This is a genomic window from Stenotrophomonas sp. PS02301, from assembly GCF_029959485.1.
Taxonomy (GTDB): Bacteria; Pseudomonadota; Gammaproteobacteria; order Xanthomonadales; family Xanthomonadaceae; genus Stenotrophomonas; species Stenotrophomonas maltophilia_Z.
In genome coordinates this window covers 1-14,843 of the sequence record NZ_JASCOO010000019.1, presented here as the reverse complement: position 1 = coordinate 14,843, position 14,843 = coordinate 1, and the positions used below count along the sequence as shown (strand labels likewise).

Genomic DNA, 14,843 nt, shown 5'->3' with positions numbered 1-14,843 from the left:
TCAGGCGCCGACGCGCACGCGCTCGGCGTCCATGTCGGCCAGGGGGCGCACCTCGATGCTGCCGAAACGCGACCACGGGAATTGCTGGGCGATGCGCATCGCCTCGGCGTGGTCCGGCGCGTTGATCAGGTTGAAGCCGGCCAACAGTTCGTGGGTCTCGGCGAACGGGCCATCGGTGATCCGGGTCTGGCCCTGACGCACACGTACGGTGCGCGCGCTGTCGACCGGTTCCAGCTTCTGCGCGAGCACCAGCGTGCCTTCGGCCTGCAGCCGGTCGGCGTGCTGCAGGCAGTCGTGCATCAGGCGGTCGTACTCGTCGCCGGGCAGGGCCTGCAACAGGCCTTCGTCGATATAGATCAGCAACAGGAATTGCATGGCCGGACCGGGATGAGCGGGGGAACGCGCATGATGCCCCAGCCCGCGCCCGTGACGTGTTGCAGCGCCGCAGCGGCGCCCTGTTCAGGAGCGGAAAAATACATCCGTGCGGCGTGTCGATTTCCGCCCCGCGGGTACGTTGTATCCAGTGAACGGCCCGGGTTACGGGCTGGCACACAGGAGCACCCCGTGAAAGTCATGGTACTGGTCAAGGCGACGGCAGCCACCGAGGCTGGTCAACTGCCTACCGAGCAGGACATCCGCGCCATGGGCGCCTACAACGAGCAGCTGGTCCAGGCCGGGATCATGCTGGCGGGCGAGGGCCTGCACCCGACCTCGCGCGCACGCCGGGTGGCGTTCGGCAGCGAACCGCCGCGGGTGATCGACGGCCCGTTCGCCGAAACCCGCGAGCTCGTCTGCGGGTTCTGGCTCTGGCAGGTGCGCTCGCTGGACGAGGCCACCGAATGGCTCAAGCGCGCCCCGTTCGCCCCGGGCGATGTGGTCGAGCTCCGCCCGATTCTCAGCGCCGAGGATTTCGGCGATGCCTTCACTCCTGAATTACAGGCGCAGGAACAACGTCTGCGCGACCAGATCGGCACGGCCGATTAATCCATCCCGCATGCCTGGAGCATTCCTGGAGCATTCCCATGAAACTGATTCCGTTCCTCGGCTTCAACGGCAAGACCCATGAGGCCATGGCTTTCTACGCGCAGGTGCTCGGCGGCAAGGTCACCTCGGAGATGAAGTACCGCGATATGCCACCGATGGAGAGCCAGGAGGGCTGTGGCGAGATGCCGCCGGAAACGCTGGACCACGTTGCCCACAGCCAGCTGGAGGTTGGCTCGGCGGTGCTGATGGCCGCCGATGGCCCGTCGCCGGACGGTCAGGGCAGCACCACGATCAACATCGAGCTCGACTCGATCGACGAGGCCGAGCGCGTATTCAAGGCGCTGGCCGACGGGGGTGAGATCAAGATGCCGATGACCGAAACCTTCTGGGCCCATCGCTGGGGCTTTCTGATCGACCGCTACGGCAAGCCGTGGATGGTCAACTGCATGAAGCAGCCTTGATTCCTCCGCTCAACAGGAACCCTCCGCATGACCAGCACGACGCAGCAGATGATCTTCGTCAACCTCCCGGTGCGCGATCTGGAGGCGTCCAAGACGTTCTTCGCCGCCCTCGGCTACACCTTCAACCCGACTTTCACCGATGAGAAAGCGGCCTGCATGATCATCAGCGACAGCATCTTCGTGATGTTGCTGGTGGAGACCTTCTTCGCGCAGTTCACGACCCAGCCGATCAGCGATGCACGCCGCCAGACCGAGGTGATCACCTGCCTGTCGGCCGAGAGCCGCAAGGCGGTCGATGTGCTGGTGGACACGGCGCTGAAGGCCGGTGCCCGTGAGCCGCAGCCCGCGCGTGACTACGGTTTCATGTACCAGCGCGGCTTCCAGGACCTGGATGGGCACCTGTGGGAGATCGCGCACATGGAGGGCGAACCCGGGTGACGGCACGCCGCGGTGCGGCTTGTGCCCCGGCCGCACCGGTGCTCTGATCGGCCGCATGGACACGGCACTGACGCAACGACTGGAGACGATCTGGCGCATGGAATCGCCAGTGTTGACCGCCCGCCTGACCCGCCTGCTTGGCGGCGATGTCGGCCGTGCCGAAGAGCTGGTCCAGGACACCTGGCTGGCCGCGCTGGAGCGCTGGCCCAGCCAGGGCGTGCCGGACAATCCCGGAGCGTGGCTGATGACCACCGCGCGCAACCGCGCCATCGATGTGCTGCGCCAGCACCAGCGCGTCGCCGGCCAGCATGCGCAGTACGGCAGTGAGCTGGAGCCCCTGCCATTGCCGGCGCCGGACGACAGCGACGCACTGGAAGACGATATCGGCGATGACCTGCTGCGGTTGATGTTCGTCGCCTGCCATCCGGTGCTGGCCGCCGATGCGCGTGTGGCGTTGACGCTGCGGCTGCTCGGCGGGCTGACCACCGAGGAGATCGCGCGCGCGTTCCTCGCCCCGGAGCCGACCATCGCCCAGCGCATCGTGCGTGCCAAACGCACCCTGGCGCAGAAGCAGGTGCCGTTCGACGTGCCGCGCCAAGCTGCCTTGCCGGAGCGTTTGGCTTCGGTACTGGAGGTGGTCTACCTGATCTTCAACGAAGGCTATGCGGCCAGCGCCGGCGATGACTGGATGCGCCCGGCGTTGTGCGATGAAGCGCTGCGGTTGGGCCGCGTGCTGGCCAGCCGGCTGCCGAGCTGGCCGCAGGTGCACGGGCTGCTCGCGTTGATGGAACTGCAGGCATCGCGCACCGCCGCGCGCACCGATGCGACCGGCACACCGATCCTGCTGCCCGACCAGGACCGCACGCGCTGGGACTGGCTGCAGATCGCTCGTGGCCAGGCGGCCCTGCAGCAGGCGATTGCGCTCGGTGGTGGTGACGATCCCTATGCACTGCAGGCGGCCATCGCCGAGTGCCACGCACGCGCACGCCGCGCCGAAGACACCGATTGGGCAAGGATGGCGGCGCTTTACGCGCGGCTTGCGCAGGTGCAGCCTTCGCCGGTGGTGGACCTCAATCGGGCCGTTGCCGTGTCGCGTGCGCAGGGAGCTGCGGCGGCCTGGCCGCTGGTCGAGCAGCTCAGCGCTGATGCGCGCCTTCGCGGCTATGCGCCGCTGGCCGTAGTGCAGGGCGACCTGCTGGCCCAGCTGGGCCGTGCGGCCGACGCACGGGCGGCGTTCGAGCGGGCAGCAGCGCTGACCGCCAACGGCCGCGAACGCGCGCTGTTGCAGGCGCGCGCGGAGGCTCTGGCACAAGGCTGACGCAATCTCATCTTGTCGGTCTGCATGGTTGCGGCTATCGTTGCGCCCTTCACAAGCATGACTGGGGCTGACCCCCGGTCAGCAACCACAGGGACAAAGGCTGATGCCGTCAGGGAAGAAACCGCCACGCGCGATGCGCGCGTGGTTGCTGCTGTGCGTGTTCCTCATCACCCCGTTCGCGCATGCGGCCGACAAGGTACAGCAGGCGTACTGGGCTGGCTTCGCCTATACCGGCGAGCAGGCTGCCCGCAGCGAGGTTGCGCCGCATAGCACCCGGGTCATCGACCGGCGCGGTGCGGAGGCCTTGAACCAACAGCTTGCCGGTGCCCTGCGCCGCCAGCCGCCGAGTCACCTGCAGCTGATCAGCGACCAGCTTGCCAAGCTGGATGGCACCACCAGCGCCACCGTGCTCGCCGCGGCGCTGGACCGTGAACTGGTCTCGGTCGAGCCGATCGGCGAGCAGTACAAGGTGCTGGTGGAGGTGGCACTGCAGGCGCTGTTCTTCGATTTCCGCGAGCGCCAGGTCATCGCCTCCTACCCGGTGACGCTGCAGCGTATCGACCTGCAGGACGACCGCCCGTCCGAAGGGGATATCGACGCGATCATCGCCGATCTGCTCTATGGCACTGCTGCCACCGCACTGCCGCAGGTACTCGCACAGACCCTGGCCAACGCGCAGCTTCCCAACGCCTCGATGCGGCGGCTGCAGGTGGGTGGGGTGACGTTGTCCGATGCGGCCCGGGTCAAGCTGCCCGACCCTGCGATGGAAGGCACCCTGCGCGCCACGCTGGCCCATGAGCTGTCCAAGACGCTGTCGTCCAACACCGGTATCGGCCTGTTGCCACCGGCCACCGGGGAAGCGATCGGCGGTGCGATGGCCGCGCGCTTTGCCGACGGAAAGGTGTATCAGCTCAAGATTCCCGAACCCGATTACGTGGTCACGCTGACGCTCGACGCAATGAAGAGCGGCGTCGTCAATGAAACCGCGGCCATGAAGACGATGCTGTTCGGCGCGTTCTTCCAGGTAAAGGTGACCGAGCCCTTCTCCGGCAAGGTGTATTTCGACCAGCCCCTGCGCAAGGGTGCCACCAAGGTGGTGCCGGTCACGCAGTGGCGGGTGGACCAGTGGTCGGCCAACTACGAAACCGTGTTGGCCGGCTTTGATGCGTTCGCTGGCGCTGCTGCCAAACGGGCGGATTCGCGCGCCTGGCTGGATGAGCAGAAGCCGGGCGGACGCCCCCTGCAACAACAGATCCAGGCCCTCCAGGAGTTGATCAAGTCATGTCGTTGATTCGTGCTGTACTGCTGATTCTCATTGCATTGATGGTCACCGCGCCGGTCGCGGCGCAGACCGCCAGTTCCCGCGGCATGGGCTCGGCCAGCTATGGTCTGCGCCTGAGCGCCGATACCCGTGCCCAGGCCCTGAACAAAGCCAAGGTCAACGCACTGGAAGCCTATATCGCCGAATCGGGCGCGGCCAAGCTGCGCCTGTTCGAGTCGCGCCGTCCGGAGTTCATCGGCGAGATCGACCGCTTCGTGCTCTCCACCGTGACCCTGTCGGAGAACGAGGACAAGAAGGCCAAGACCTACACGATCAGCGTTCGCGCCGAGATCAACACCACGCTGCTGCAGACCAAGCTGGATGCCGGCTCGGCCGTGGCCGGCGCACGCAGCAACGAACGCTCGCTGCTGACCTTCCTGTTCATGGCGCGCTCGCAGGACACCGTGCAGTCGTTCCAGGACAAGGAATACCGCCGCGTTGACGCCAGCCGCAGCTATGACGAAAACACCCGCGAAGGCGACTCCTTCCGTGGCAACTCGGTCAGCACCAACGGCAGCGTCAACCAGAACGCGTCGGTGTCGGTGACCAGCGGCGGCAGCACCACTGCGCGCAGCGAAACCATCAGCTGGAAGGTGGCCAACGCCGCCGAGGTCAACACCGCGATGACCGGTGCCTTCAGCAGCGCCGGCTACGAAGTGGTTGAAGCGGAGTACGTCGAAGGCGAAAGCGGCGGCCTGCTCAGCATCGATCGCATCCGCAAGGATTTCAGCACCGGCAACGACCTGTCTGCCGCCACCCTGCGTGATACCGCCAACGGCATCCGCGCCGCGAACATTCCGTACATCGCGGTCGGCACCCTGGATATCGGCATGCGTGACCGCGATCCGGCCTCGGGCAATACCCGCGTGTACGTCACGGTGACCGGCAAAGTGCTGGACGTGACCGGCCGCTTCCCGCGCACCGTCTCTTCGGTCGGCCCGGTGCAGTACGCCGGCCTGGGCCCGAACGAAACCGTCGCCCGTACCAATGCGTTGCGCGAGGCTGCCGAACAGGCCGCCCAGCAGATGATCAACGAGCTGAACGTCAAAGCCGTTCGTTGACGCCGTGCGGCGAACATCGGTGCGCCGCACGCCCCATTGCCTCCAGATCGTTTTTTTCGCCCGTGCCTGCACGGGCGTTCTTCCCTCACACAGGACCCATCCCATGATCCGTACTACCGTCATCGCACTCGCCGTCGCTGCCTCCTTCGCCGCGCCCGCGCATGCTCAGTTGAGCAAGCTCAAGGGTCTGGTCGGCGGCGCGACCGCCACCGAAGCCAGCGCCGCCGGCGCCCCGGACGAAGCCGCGCAGGATGCACTGGTGCGCCGTTTTGTCGCGTCGCAGTCGCATTCGCTGGCCGCGCAGACCTCCTTCGCCAAGGCCTTCGGTCTGGCCGAGCAGGTGCAGCTGCTGGAAGCCGAGCGTCAGGCGCTGTCGTCCGGTGCGGTGGACGTGAGCAAAATGAAGAAGTCCGTGTCCGTCAGCGAAGCCGCCCAAGCGGCGATCGATGAGCGCGTTGCCGCGCAGCCGGAACTCAGCGCCGAATCCAAGCAGTACTACACCGAAGGCCTGGTCTCGCTGATCGCCTCGGCGGCTGAAGGCCAGAAGCTGAGTGGCGAAGCCAGCAACTTCGCCGGTGGCATGAAGAACCTCGGCGCGGCGCAGATGGCCACGCTGGGCCGCAAGCTGGTCGCCGGTGCGTGGGTCGCCAAGGAATCCCCGGGCTACCTCAAGGGCCTGTACGACACCTCCAAGTCGGCGATGACGTTCGCCCGCGCCAGCAAGATCAAGGTGCCGGGCAATGCAGATGCGATGCTCGACGGCCTGAACTGATCCGGGACGGCCACGCATGCAGATTTCTACCCGACTGCTGAGCCTGGCCATCGCCGCTACCCTGCTTGCCGCGTGCGGCAAGCAGGAGGCGCCGGTGGACGAGGTTGCCAGCAAGACTGAATCCAAGGTGCTTTCGGCTGCGAATGCCGACACCGGGGCGTTGCGCGGTACGCCTGATTTCGGCGGCACCACCCAGGTCGCGCGGGAAGCCGACGGTATCGGCAGCACGCCGGAACTGGCTGTACTGGCTGCGCTGCAGTCGGCCGTGGCGCAGGTCAACGGCGTCCGTGTCGCCAGCCAGATGCAGACGCTCCGCGCCGGTCTGGATGTCGATGTCGACGGTCACCACGTCGGCAGCCTCCAGGCCAATGCCTTCGCCCAGCAGGCGATCGCGGCGTCGCAGGGAGCCGTGCTGGGCTACGAGATCCTCTCGCAGGAGGAAATCCGTCAGATTGATGAGGAAGTGATTGAACGCGTGCGGGCCAGCGATGCCGGCTTCACGTACGCCGCCTCGGCGTCGGCCAGTGGCTCGGCACAGGCGCAGGCCGACGCGAGCGGACAAGGCGGTTCGGCTTCGGCCAGCGTCAAGCAAAGCTACAAGGAAAGCGCGAAGGTCGATGCCAAGCGGGGGGCGAGTTCGTACGAGTCCGACGTCAGCCATCGCACCATGCGCAGCTACTGGAAGGTCCGCATCCGTGCCGACATCGCCAAGTACCGCGCACCGGACGAGCAGGGCCGGCCGAAGATCGTCGTCGCCCTGCCGCACGTCCGGTCGGGTAGCTATGCCGTCGGCGATGGCCGGGTAAGCAGCGAAGAGGTGGCGCGTGCCATCCGTGCACGCCTGTCCGACACGCTGACCCAGACCAAGCGTTTCATCGTGCTCGATCGTGAGTTCGGCGATGAAATGCAGGCCGAGATCGATCACATCAACAGCGGCAACGTGCGCCTGCAGGACACCGCACGCCTGGGCCAGCAGTTGGCGACGGATCTGATCCTGATTCCGAGCATCGAGCGTTTCGAGTACCCGCGCAGCGTGCGTCAGCTGCGCATGTCCGATCGCCAGGTGAGCTCGTACTCCGGCGGCGGTCGCATCACGTTGCGGCTGATAAACGCGGCCACCGGTGAAGTGGTGATGTCCGACAGTTTCGACCACCAGTTGGCCTCGACCGGGCCGAGCACGCTGCCGCGTGTGGTGGACGGCAAAGGCATGGCCGCGACGATGATGGATTCGCTGTCCGGCCAGATCGGGACCGCGATCATCACCGAGATTTTCCCGGTCTCGGTCGTATCGTTGAGCGGTGACCAGGTGGTGCTGAGCCAGGGCGGCGACGCCCTGCAGGTCGGCCAGCGCTGGCAGGCGGTGATGCTGGGCGAGGCCCTGAAGGACCCGCAGACCGGCCGCTCGCTGGGGCGCAATGAGACCCCGTGCTGCACGATCCGCATTGATCGCGTGGCCGCGCAGACCTCGTACGGGACGCTGGAAGAAGGTGCGGATCTCGGCGGCGCAGGCTTCCGCCCGGGTGCCATTGAACTGCGCAAGCAATTGGGTGCGGTGAAGCCGGCCACGACCGCTGCGGCGCCGTCGGGTAGCGGCAAGGCACCAGTCCGTGCCGCCAAGCCTGCCGCGGCGGCCAAGCCGGCAGAAGATCCGAACTGGTAAACGATGGCGCCGGGCCTTGGCCCGGCGCCTGTCCAGCTGCGGCATCGCCTACACTCGGGGTCCAGGTTTGGTCCCGTTGTGGAGAGAGCGATGAAGCGAGTAGTACTGAGCGTGCTGGCCCTGTCGGTGTCTGGCGCCCTGATGGCGGCGACGCCCAAATTCGACGGCGCGCGGATCTCCGCCGACGTCAAGGAGCTGGCCTCCGATGCCTACGAAGGCCGCTCGCCGGCCACGGCCGGTGAAGAAAAGACCATCGCCTTCCTGAGCAAGCAGTTCGCCGCGGCCGGCCTGCAGCCGGGCGGCGACCTCAAGGACGGCAAGCGCCTGTGGACACAGGCCGTGCCGCTGCTCAAAGGCGATATCGTCGGCACCCCGAGCCTGTCGCTGAGCAGCAAGGGCACGCCGCAGACGCTGAGCCAGGGCAAGGAAATCGCCGTGCGTGCCGCCATGAACGGTGCCAGCGAGGTGGACATCAAGAACGCGCCGCTGGTCTTCCTGGGCTACGGCGTCAAAGCCGGCGAGCGCAACTGGGACGACTTCAAGGGCGTGGACCTGAAGGGCAAGATCGCGGTCGTGCTGATCAACGATCCGGACTTCGAAACCGGCCAGGGCGATTTCGACGGCAAGGGCATGACCTACTACGGCCGTTGGACCTACAAGTACGAAGAAGGCGCGCGCCAGGGCGCCCTGGGTGTGCTGATCGTGCACGAGACCGCACCGGCCTCGTATGGCTGGGCCACCGTGGCCGGCTCCAACACCAACACCATGTTCGACGTGGTCCGCGACAACCCGGCCGAAGCGCATCCGCTGCTGGAAGGCTGGATCCAGCGCGATCTGGCGGTGGAACTGTTCAAGCGCTCGGGCCTGGATTTCGAGGCGCTGAAGAAGCAGGCGCAGACCCGCGACTTCAAGCCGGTCGAGCTGAAGGGCGAGACCTTCTCGGCCAAGTACGCGGTCAAGACCGAGGTGATCACCTCGCACAACGTGGCCGCGCGCCTGGAAGGCAGCAAGCATCCCGACGAGACCGTGATCTACAGCGCGCACTGGGATCACATCGGCGTGGGCAAGCCCGACGCCAACGGCGACACCATCTTCAACGGTGCGCTGGACAACGCCAGCGGCACCGCCTCGCTGGTCGAGCTGGCGCGCGGCTTCGCCAAGGCCAAGCGTCCGGAGCGTTCGGTGCTGTTCCTGGCCGTCACCGCCGAGGAAAAGGGCCTGCTCGGCTCGGAGTACTACGCCAGCCACCCGCTGTATCCGCTCGGCAAGACCGTGGCGCTGATCAACATGGATGGCATGGCGCCCTTCAGCCCGTCGCGTGATTTCGGCATCTACGGCTCGGCCAAGCTGGAACTGCTGGACCAGCTCAAGGACGTCGCCAAGGGCTGGGACATCCGCTACACCCCCGATCCGAAGCCGGAAGCCGGCCTGTTCTTCCGCTCCGATCACTTCCCGTTCGCCAAGCGCGGCGTGCCGGCGGTGTCGTACTCGGCGGGCCAGGATTGGGTGGAAGGCGGCGTCGCCGCGGGCAAGGCGGCGTCGGATGACTACACCGCCAAGCGCTATCACCAGCAGGGTGACGAATGGCAGCCGGACTGGACCTTCGCCGGTGCCTCGCGCGATCTGGAAGTGCTGTACACGCTGGGCAACCAGCTGGCCAACTCGCGCGCCTGGCCGAACTGGAGCGAAGACTCCCAGTTCCGCGCCCCGCGTGACGCCAGCGCCGCCGAGCGGAAGTAAGACCGCGTCCGGCCGGTATCGCCGGCCGGACCCCCAACCCGGCGCCATGCCAAGCGTGGCTGGCAGTCCCGGATCCCGATGTAGAGCCACGTCATGCGTGGCTTCGCGATCCCGGAACGAACGCCAGCCACCCATGGGGTGGCGCTACGCGGCTTCATCCCCCCAAACCCCGCCTTCGTCGCATGCCGCTTGTTCGCACTCGCGGCAGGGCTATGCTCGCCTCACTCCCTATGTGATGACGCCGCCGTGTTCGCCAGCCTCTCCCTGATCTTCCGCATTCTGTTGGCCTGGGCCGCCGCCATCGTGGTGGCGGGGTTTGTCTGGAGTGGCTTCTTCCATGGCATGGACGAAGGCCCCGGCTGGGTGTTCGGCTTGTTGGCCCTGTTCGTGATGGTGACGGCCCTGGGCAGCTGCATCGCCCATATTCGCCGGGTCCAGCATGCGGCCGGGCGCCTGGACGCGGCCACCCTGTCCAGCCGCCAGCGGCGCCAGATCGAGGTCCCAATGGATGCGGGCCCCGCCTTCGCCTTGGTCGAAGCCGCCATCGCCGAGCTGCCGCGGGTGGAAGACATCGAAAGCGCTCCGGGCAGCCTGCAGGTCCGTGCCTACGTACGCCGCGTGGATCCCTACAACGGCCGCCCACCGTCACGCTGGAACCTGCCTGCGCGGCTGGCGATCAAGCGCAACAGCGTGCTCGCCACGGTCACGCCGGGGCAGGGCACCAGCAGCGTGACGCTGCTGTTCGAGCCCGATGCCGGGGTCTGGGCCGATCTGCTCGCCGTCGACGAAGGCAGCAACCATGAGAACGCCGAAGCGGTCGGCCGTGCGATCACCCGTCGGGTGGCCGAGCAGCGCCGCGATGAGCAGGCCGCCGCCGAGCAGACAGCGACCGAGAAGGAACTCTCGGTGGCCAAACTCAACCTGCTGCATGCCCAGGTCGAGCCGCACTTCCTCTACAACACCCTGGCCAACGCGCAGGTGCTGACTCGCACCGATCCACCGCGCGCGGATCAGATGCTCGGGCACCTGATCCAGTACCTGCGCAGTTCGCTGCCCAGCGTGGACGAATCGATGTCCACCCTGGGCGTGGAGCTGGAGCGCACCCAGGCCTACCTGGAAATCCTCAAGATCCGCATGGGTGCACGCCTGGCCCTGCAGCTGGATGTGCCGCCGGCGCTGACCAGCCTGCCGCTGCCGTCGATGGCGCTGCAGACCCTGGTGGAGAATGCGATCAAACACGGGCTGGAACCCAAGCCCGGTGGTGGCACGGTGTGGATCATCGCGCGCGCCTTCGAGGACCATGTCACCCTCACCGTGGCCGATGACGGCCTCGGCTTCGGGCAGGGCACCAGCGGTACCGGGATCGGCCTGAAGAACCTGCGCGAGCGCCTGCGCCTGACCTGCGGTGAGCGCGCCGGCGTGGCCATCGTGTCCAATTTCCCCAGCGGCGTGGCGGCAACGATCACCCTGCCGCGCGATGCCCGGGAGGCGATCCATGCAGCTTGATGCACTCATTGCCGAAGACGAAGACCTGCTGCGCCAGTCGCTGGTCGCCCAGCTGCAGCGGCTATGGCCCGAGCTGCGGCTGGTGGCCGAATGCGAGGATGGCGCCAGTGCGCTGGAGCGCTTGGCCGAGCTGAAGCCGGACCTGGCCCTGCTCGACATCCGCATGCCGGGCATCACCGGCATCGAGGTGGCCCGCGCGCTGCCCGAGATCAGCCCGCGCACCCAGGTGGTGTTCGTCACCGCTTACGACCAGTATGCGATCGATGCCTTCGAACAAGGCGCGATCGACTACCTGCTCAAGCCGGTCAGCGATGAGCGTCTGCTCGCCACGCGCGAGCGGATCCTGGCCCGCATGCAGCTGGGCCGACCGGACAGCGGGATGCTCGAGCAGCTGCTGCAGCGCCTCGGCAATCAGCCCGCCGCCGCCTCAAGCGCGCCGCCACTGGCCTGGATCACGGCCAGCAACGGACGCGACACGCAGCTGATCATGCTCGAAGACGTGATCTACTTCCGTGCCGACAGCAAATACACCACCGTGGTCACCGAGCAGGGCGAAAGCCTGCTGCGTACCTCACTGCGCGAACTGCTCGATGCGCTCGACCCACAACGGTTCCGCCAGATCCACCGCTCCACCATCGTCAACATGAAAGCCGTCGCCGCGGTCACCCGCGATGACACCGGCCGCGGCCAGCTGCGCTTGAAGCACCGCGCCGAAGTGCTCAATGTCAGCCAGCCCTTCATGAGTCTGTTCCGCGGGATGTAACGCGCCTTTTCTTTCGTCTGGAGCCTGCCATGCGTATCGCCGTTCTCGTCAGTCTCTGCGTGCTGGTGCTGGCTGCCTGCCAGCAATCGAGCAACACCTCCGTCACCCGCATCCGCGCCAATGGCGTGGATACGCTGTACAGCAAGACCACGGTCGACAACGGGGTGGCCAACTTCGATTGCATCGCCAGCAGCAGCGGCCACTGCCATTACCTGGTGCTGGACGCGCGCTGCGGGAAGGACACCGACTGCCCCTATCCGCCTCTGCACCGGTTGGCAGTGGCGGTCGGCAAGACCGAGCAGATGGCCGGGCTTCCGGCCGGCTTCCGGCACTGCGTCAGCGCAGTCCAGAAAGAACAATGCCACCGTGAATGATCACGGTGGCATCGTGGCTCCCCCCGCTTTTCAGTAGGGTCAGAACGCGGGCTGCAGATGCAGGTTGGTGCCGTTGGGCTGCTCGCCGACGTGGTTGAGCTGCCCGACCAGTTCGGTGTGCTGCTTCATCCGGCCGATCTCGCGCATGATGCGGATGTCCTCGTGGCGCAGCTCGCGCTTGGCGCTCACGGCCTGCTTGTAATCCAGGACTTCCGGATAGTGATGGGCCATGTCCAGCGCTTCGGCCACGCATTCCACCGTATCGGCATCGGAGGTGATCCGGGCGCGGCTGTTGAAGGCCTTCATCCAGCGCTCGAAGCCGGCGGTGTGATCGAACATGTTGGCCATGAACCAGATCACGAACAGGATCGAGACCCATGACCCGAACACGATCACCACGCGGGTGAAGGTGATATGGAAGTCATCCTTCCACAGGTAGTTGCTGATCAGGCCCAGGATCAGCAGCGAGGACGCCTGCCACCCGACGATCGAGGCCATCAGCCATTGGCCCTTGGCCTTGGCGAGCACCGCGACTTCTTCGCGGATCTGCTGTTCACTCTTGTTACGCCAATGCGCGACCTGTTTTTCGAACGGGCTGCTGTACAGCTCGTTGTCCTGCAACAGCAAACCCAAACCTTTGAACAAAGCGATCATGACGAGCTCCTTCTGGAACGTGCGGCAGCGCATTGGACGACGTTGTGGCACGTCCAGTTCTAGCACTTTCACGGCGCTTGGCAATGGGCAAAGCGCAAAGATCCGGCGTCATTCCTGCCTGAATGGGCAAACTCGCAGCGGATTTGCGCACTGCGGCACGTAAATCACCGGGTAAATAGGCCGCGGACGCCGGTTCTCATGCTGCAGTTGCACAATGCGCAGGCCCAGCGCCACCGTGCCCTCGCCAGCCCCGGCGGTATCACGCAGAATTGACGCATCCGCGCGAAACGCCGGTCCGCTCCGCCCTCGGTACTGTTGATGTCTTCCCTGCTGCGTTCGCTTGCCCGCCCTGCCACCGCCCCGATCCGCCGCTGGGTGCTGGGCGCCTTCCCCCGCGGCCAGAGCGGGATCGATTACGACCATCCGCTGGGCGATCCCGGCTGGTTCGGCCCGGACAGCATCACCTGGCGCGTGCACTCCGAGTTTCCCGGCATGCTCGCCGGCGGCCTGTGTGCCCTGATGCTGCAGACCCTGCATCCATTGGCACTGGCCGGGGTGTACGACCACTCGAACTTCCGCGATGACCTGGTGGGCCGCCTGCGCCGCACCACCGCGTTCGTCGCCGGCACCACGTACGCACCGAGCGCGGAAGTGGAGGCGCTGATCGCCAAGGTGACCCGCATCCATGCACAGGTACGCGGGCACACCGCCGACGGCCGCGCGTATTCCGCCGACGATCCGGCGCTGCTCACCTGGGTGCACGTCACCGAAGCCTACGGCTTCCTGCAGGGCTGCCGACGCTATTGCCGCGACGTGCCCACGGCGGTCGCCGACCGGTATTACCGCGAGTACAAGCGCGTGGCCGAGGCGCTCGGCGCCACCGATGTACCCGCCTCGGAAGCGGAGGTCGACGCGTACTTCGCGCGCCAGCAATCCGGGCTGGTGTTCGATGCCCGTTCGCAAGAAGTACTGGCGGTGTTGTCCGGCATCCGCTTGCCGGTACCGATGGCGGGGTTGTCGCGCGAGCTGTTCCTCGGTGCGGGCGCGGCGCTGTTGCCGGACTGGGCTACGACGATGCTGGCGCGCACGCCAATGCAGCGTGCGCAGTCGCGTGCCTCTGCGGTGATGTTGAGAGGCATGGCGCCTTTGTTCCGACGTGCCCTGCAGGATGGCCTGGCGACGCGCGCATGCACGCGTATGGATGTGCCGGCTGGCGTGCTTGCTGATTGGCCTTGAAGCGGTAGGTGCCGATCGTTGGTCGGTACTCGCGAGTGCCCGTGTCTGATGGTTAGGTCGGACACGTGCAGGCTTCCGGGACCCGCTGCAAGTCCCGCTCCGCGGCCCGGCCCAGCCGCTGGCGGCTGTGCGTTCAGTCGCATGCGAGGCAGTGCCTCGCAAGCAATGCGCCTTCACCCAAATAAGCTCGTATGCCGCCATCCATGGCGGCATACGGTCCCTCCAGCCTGCACGTGCCCGCCCCCTGACAATTGGCTGGTGGCCATGCTGAGGTCAAAAGCCAGCGAACAGCGCTGAGCGGCAAGGCTGAGTGGTAGCGCCGGGGTGCACGTCCAAGTGCCAATCCGCTGTGCGGATGCTGAGCAGCGAAGTACGCAGCTGCTCAGAGCAGAAGTGCAGAGCATCAAGGCGATGCCGTGCAGCCGAGTAGCCAAGCACAGAGCAAAGCCACAGAGCAAAGCCACAGAGCAAAGCCACAGAGCAAAGCCACAGAGCAAAGCCACAGAGCAAAGCCACTCAGCAAACGCACTCAGCAGAGCCCCAGAGCATAGCCCA

Annotated in this window: 15 protein-coding genes; 13 read left to right on the top strand and 2 right to left on the bottom strand. The window is 66.4% G+C overall.

All coding sequences use genetic code 11. The features are described 5' to 3' along the window. Complete coding sequence (locus QMX81_RS07505; RefSeq protein WP_282260173.1) at positions 1–375, bottom strand: YciI family protein; 375 nt, start codon at positions 373–375, stop codon at positions 1–3. A 189-nt stretch (positions 376–564) separates the two neighbouring features. On the opposite strand from QMX81_RS07505, the gene QMX81_RS07500 reads away from it, so the two are divergent. The 12 genes from QMX81_RS07500 to QMX81_RS07445 all read left to right on the top strand — a co-directional run bounded on the left by QMX81_RS07500 (position 565) and on the right by QMX81_RS07445 (position 12,398). Further along, positions 565–984: a YciI family protein gene (locus QMX81_RS07500; RefSeq protein ID WP_282260171.1), complete on the top strand. Its 420-nt coding sequence runs from the start codon at positions 565–567 to the stop codon at positions 982–984. Positions 985–1,022: 38 nt separating this feature from the next. Continuing rightward, a complete protein-coding gene (locus QMX81_RS07495) occupies positions 1,023–1,445 on the top strand; it encodes a VOC family protein (protein ID WP_282260168.1) in 423 nt (140 codons plus the stop codon). A 27-nt stretch (positions 1,446–1,472) separates the two neighbouring features. Continuing rightward, positions 1,473–1,883 (top strand): VOC family protein, encoded by a 411-nt coding sequence (locus QMX81_RS07490; RefSeq protein ID WP_282260166.1) that lies wholly within the window; start codon positions 1,473–1,475, stop codon positions 1,881–1,883. A 55-nt stretch (positions 1,884–1,938) separates the two neighbouring features. Next, the gene (locus QMX81_RS07485; RefSeq protein ID WP_282260164.1) at positions 1,939–3,201 is read left to right on the top strand and encodes a sigma-70 family RNA polymerase sigma factor; all 1,263 of its coding nucleotides are present in this window, start codon (positions 1,939–1,941) and stop codon (positions 3,199–3,201) included. A gap of 133 nt (positions 3,202–3,334) precedes the next feature. Further along, a complete protein-coding gene (locus tag QMX81_RS07480) occupies positions 3,335–4,492 on the top strand; it encodes a hypothetical protein (RefSeq protein WP_121042403.1) in 1,158 nt (385 codons plus the stop codon). Next, positions 4,483–5,583, top strand: a complete 1,101-nt coding sequence (locus QMX81_RS07475) for a hypothetical protein (RefSeq protein WP_282260160.1) — start codon at positions 4,483–4,485, stop codon at positions 5,581–5,583. The genes QMX81_RS07480 and QMX81_RS07475 overlap by 10 nt, the downstream gene beginning before the upstream one ends. Positions 5,584–5,686: 103 nt before the next feature. Next, positions 5,687–6,355 (top strand): hypothetical protein, encoded by a 669-nt coding sequence (locus QMX81_RS07470; protein ID WP_121042407.1) that lies wholly within the window; start codon positions 5,687–5,689, stop codon positions 6,353–6,355. Positions 6,356–6,371: 16 nt separating this feature from the next. Then, positions 6,372–8,015 (top strand): CsgG/HfaB family protein, encoded by a 1,644-nt coding sequence (locus QMX81_RS07465; protein ID WP_282260156.1) that lies wholly within the window; start codon positions 6,372–6,374, stop codon positions 8,013–8,015. A 90-nt stretch (positions 8,016–8,105) separates the two neighbouring features. Further along, positions 8,106–9,755 (top strand): M28 family metallopeptidase, encoded by a 1,650-nt coding sequence (locus tag QMX81_RS07460; RefSeq protein WP_152153011.1) that lies wholly within the window; start codon positions 8,106–8,108, stop codon positions 9,753–9,755. A 246-nt stretch (positions 9,756–10,001) separates the two neighbouring features. Then, a complete protein-coding gene (locus QMX81_RS07455; protein WP_282260154.1) occupies positions 10,002–11,261 on the top strand; it encodes a histidine kinase in 1,260 nt (419 codons plus the stop codon). Then, positions 11,251–12,024, top strand: a complete 774-nt coding sequence (locus QMX81_RS07450) for a LytTR family DNA-binding domain-containing protein (RefSeq protein ID WP_121042416.1) — start codon at positions 11,251–11,253, stop codon at positions 12,022–12,024. The genes QMX81_RS07455 and QMX81_RS07450 overlap by 11 nt, the downstream gene beginning before the upstream one ends. Before the next feature lie 29 nt (positions 12,025–12,053). Further along, positions 12,054–12,398 carry a hypothetical protein gene (locus tag QMX81_RS07445; protein WP_152153013.1) on the top strand — a complete coding sequence of 115 codons (345 nt, stop codon included), beginning with the start codon at positions 12,054–12,056 and terminating at the stop codon, positions 12,396–12,398. A gap of 39 nt (positions 12,399–12,437) precedes the next feature. Here QMX81_RS07445 and QMX81_RS07440 read toward each other — a convergent pair whose 3' ends face one another. Continuing rightward, the gene (locus tag QMX81_RS07440; RefSeq protein ID WP_183073795.1) at positions 12,438–13,052 is read right to left on the bottom strand and encodes a hypothetical protein; all 615 of its coding nucleotides are present in this window, start codon (positions 13,050–13,052) and stop codon (positions 12,438–12,440) included. Between the two features lie 318 nt (positions 13,053–13,370). Here QMX81_RS07440 and QMX81_RS07435 point away from each other — a divergent pair, with 318 nt between their 5' ends. Next, complete coding sequence (locus QMX81_RS07435) at positions 13,371–14,288, top strand: oxygenase MpaB family protein (RefSeq protein ID WP_121042422.1); 918 nt, start codon at positions 13,371–13,373, stop codon at positions 14,286–14,288. Positions 14,289–14,843 lie beyond the last annotated feature (555 nt).

What these genes read in the sequence shown, in the direction of transcription:
- QMX81_RS07450 (WP_121042416.1), top strand. Translation starts at nt 11,251, where the DNA reads ATGCAGCTTGATGCACTCATTGCCGAAGACGAAGACCTGCTGCGCCAG.
- QMX81_RS07485 (WP_282260164.1), top strand. Translation starts at nt 1,939, where the DNA reads ATGGACACGGCACTGACGCAACGACTGGAGACGATCTGGCGCATGGAA.
- QMX81_RS07490 (WP_282260166.1), top strand. Translation starts at nt 1,473, where the DNA reads ATGACCAGCACGACGCAGCAGATGATCTTCGTCAACCTCCCGGTGCGC.
- QMX81_RS07435 (WP_121042422.1), top strand. Translation starts at nt 13,371, where the DNA reads ATGTCTTCCCTGCTGCGTTCGCTTGCCCGCCCTGCCACCGCCCCGATC.
- QMX81_RS07495 (WP_282260168.1), top strand. Translation starts at nt 1,023, where the DNA reads ATGAAACTGATTCCGTTCCTCGGCTTCAACGGCAAGACCCATGAGGCC.
- QMX81_RS07470 (WP_121042407.1), top strand. Translation starts at nt 5,687, where the DNA reads ATGATCCGTACTACCGTCATCGCACTCGCCGTCGCTGCCTCCTTCGCC.
- QMX81_RS07465 (WP_282260156.1), top strand. Translation starts at nt 6,372, where the DNA reads ATGCAGATTTCTACCCGACTGCTGAGCCTGGCCATCGCCGCTACCCTG.
- QMX81_RS07440 (WP_183073795.1), bottom strand. Translation starts at nt 13,052, where the DNA reads ATGATCGCTTTGTTCAAAGGTTTGGGTTTGCTGTTGCAGGACAACGAG.
- QMX81_RS07480 (WP_121042403.1), top strand. Translation starts at nt 3,335, where the DNA reads ATGCGCGCGTGGTTGCTGCTGTGCGTGTTCCTCATCACCCCGTTCGCG.
- QMX81_RS07505 (WP_282260173.1), bottom strand. Translation starts at nt 375, where the DNA reads ATGCAATTCCTGTTGCTGATCTATATCGACGAAGGCCTGTTGCAGGCC.
- QMX81_RS07445 (WP_152153013.1), top strand. Translation starts at nt 12,054, where the DNA reads ATGCGTATCGCCGTTCTCGTCAGTCTCTGCGTGCTGGTGCTGGCTGCC.
- QMX81_RS07475 (WP_282260160.1), top strand. Translation starts at nt 4,483, where the DNA reads ATGTCGTTGATTCGTGCTGTACTGCTGATTCTCATTGCATTGATGGTC.
- QMX81_RS07460 (WP_152153011.1), top strand. Translation starts at nt 8,106, where the DNA reads ATGAAGCGAGTAGTACTGAGCGTGCTGGCCCTGTCGGTGTCTGGCGCC.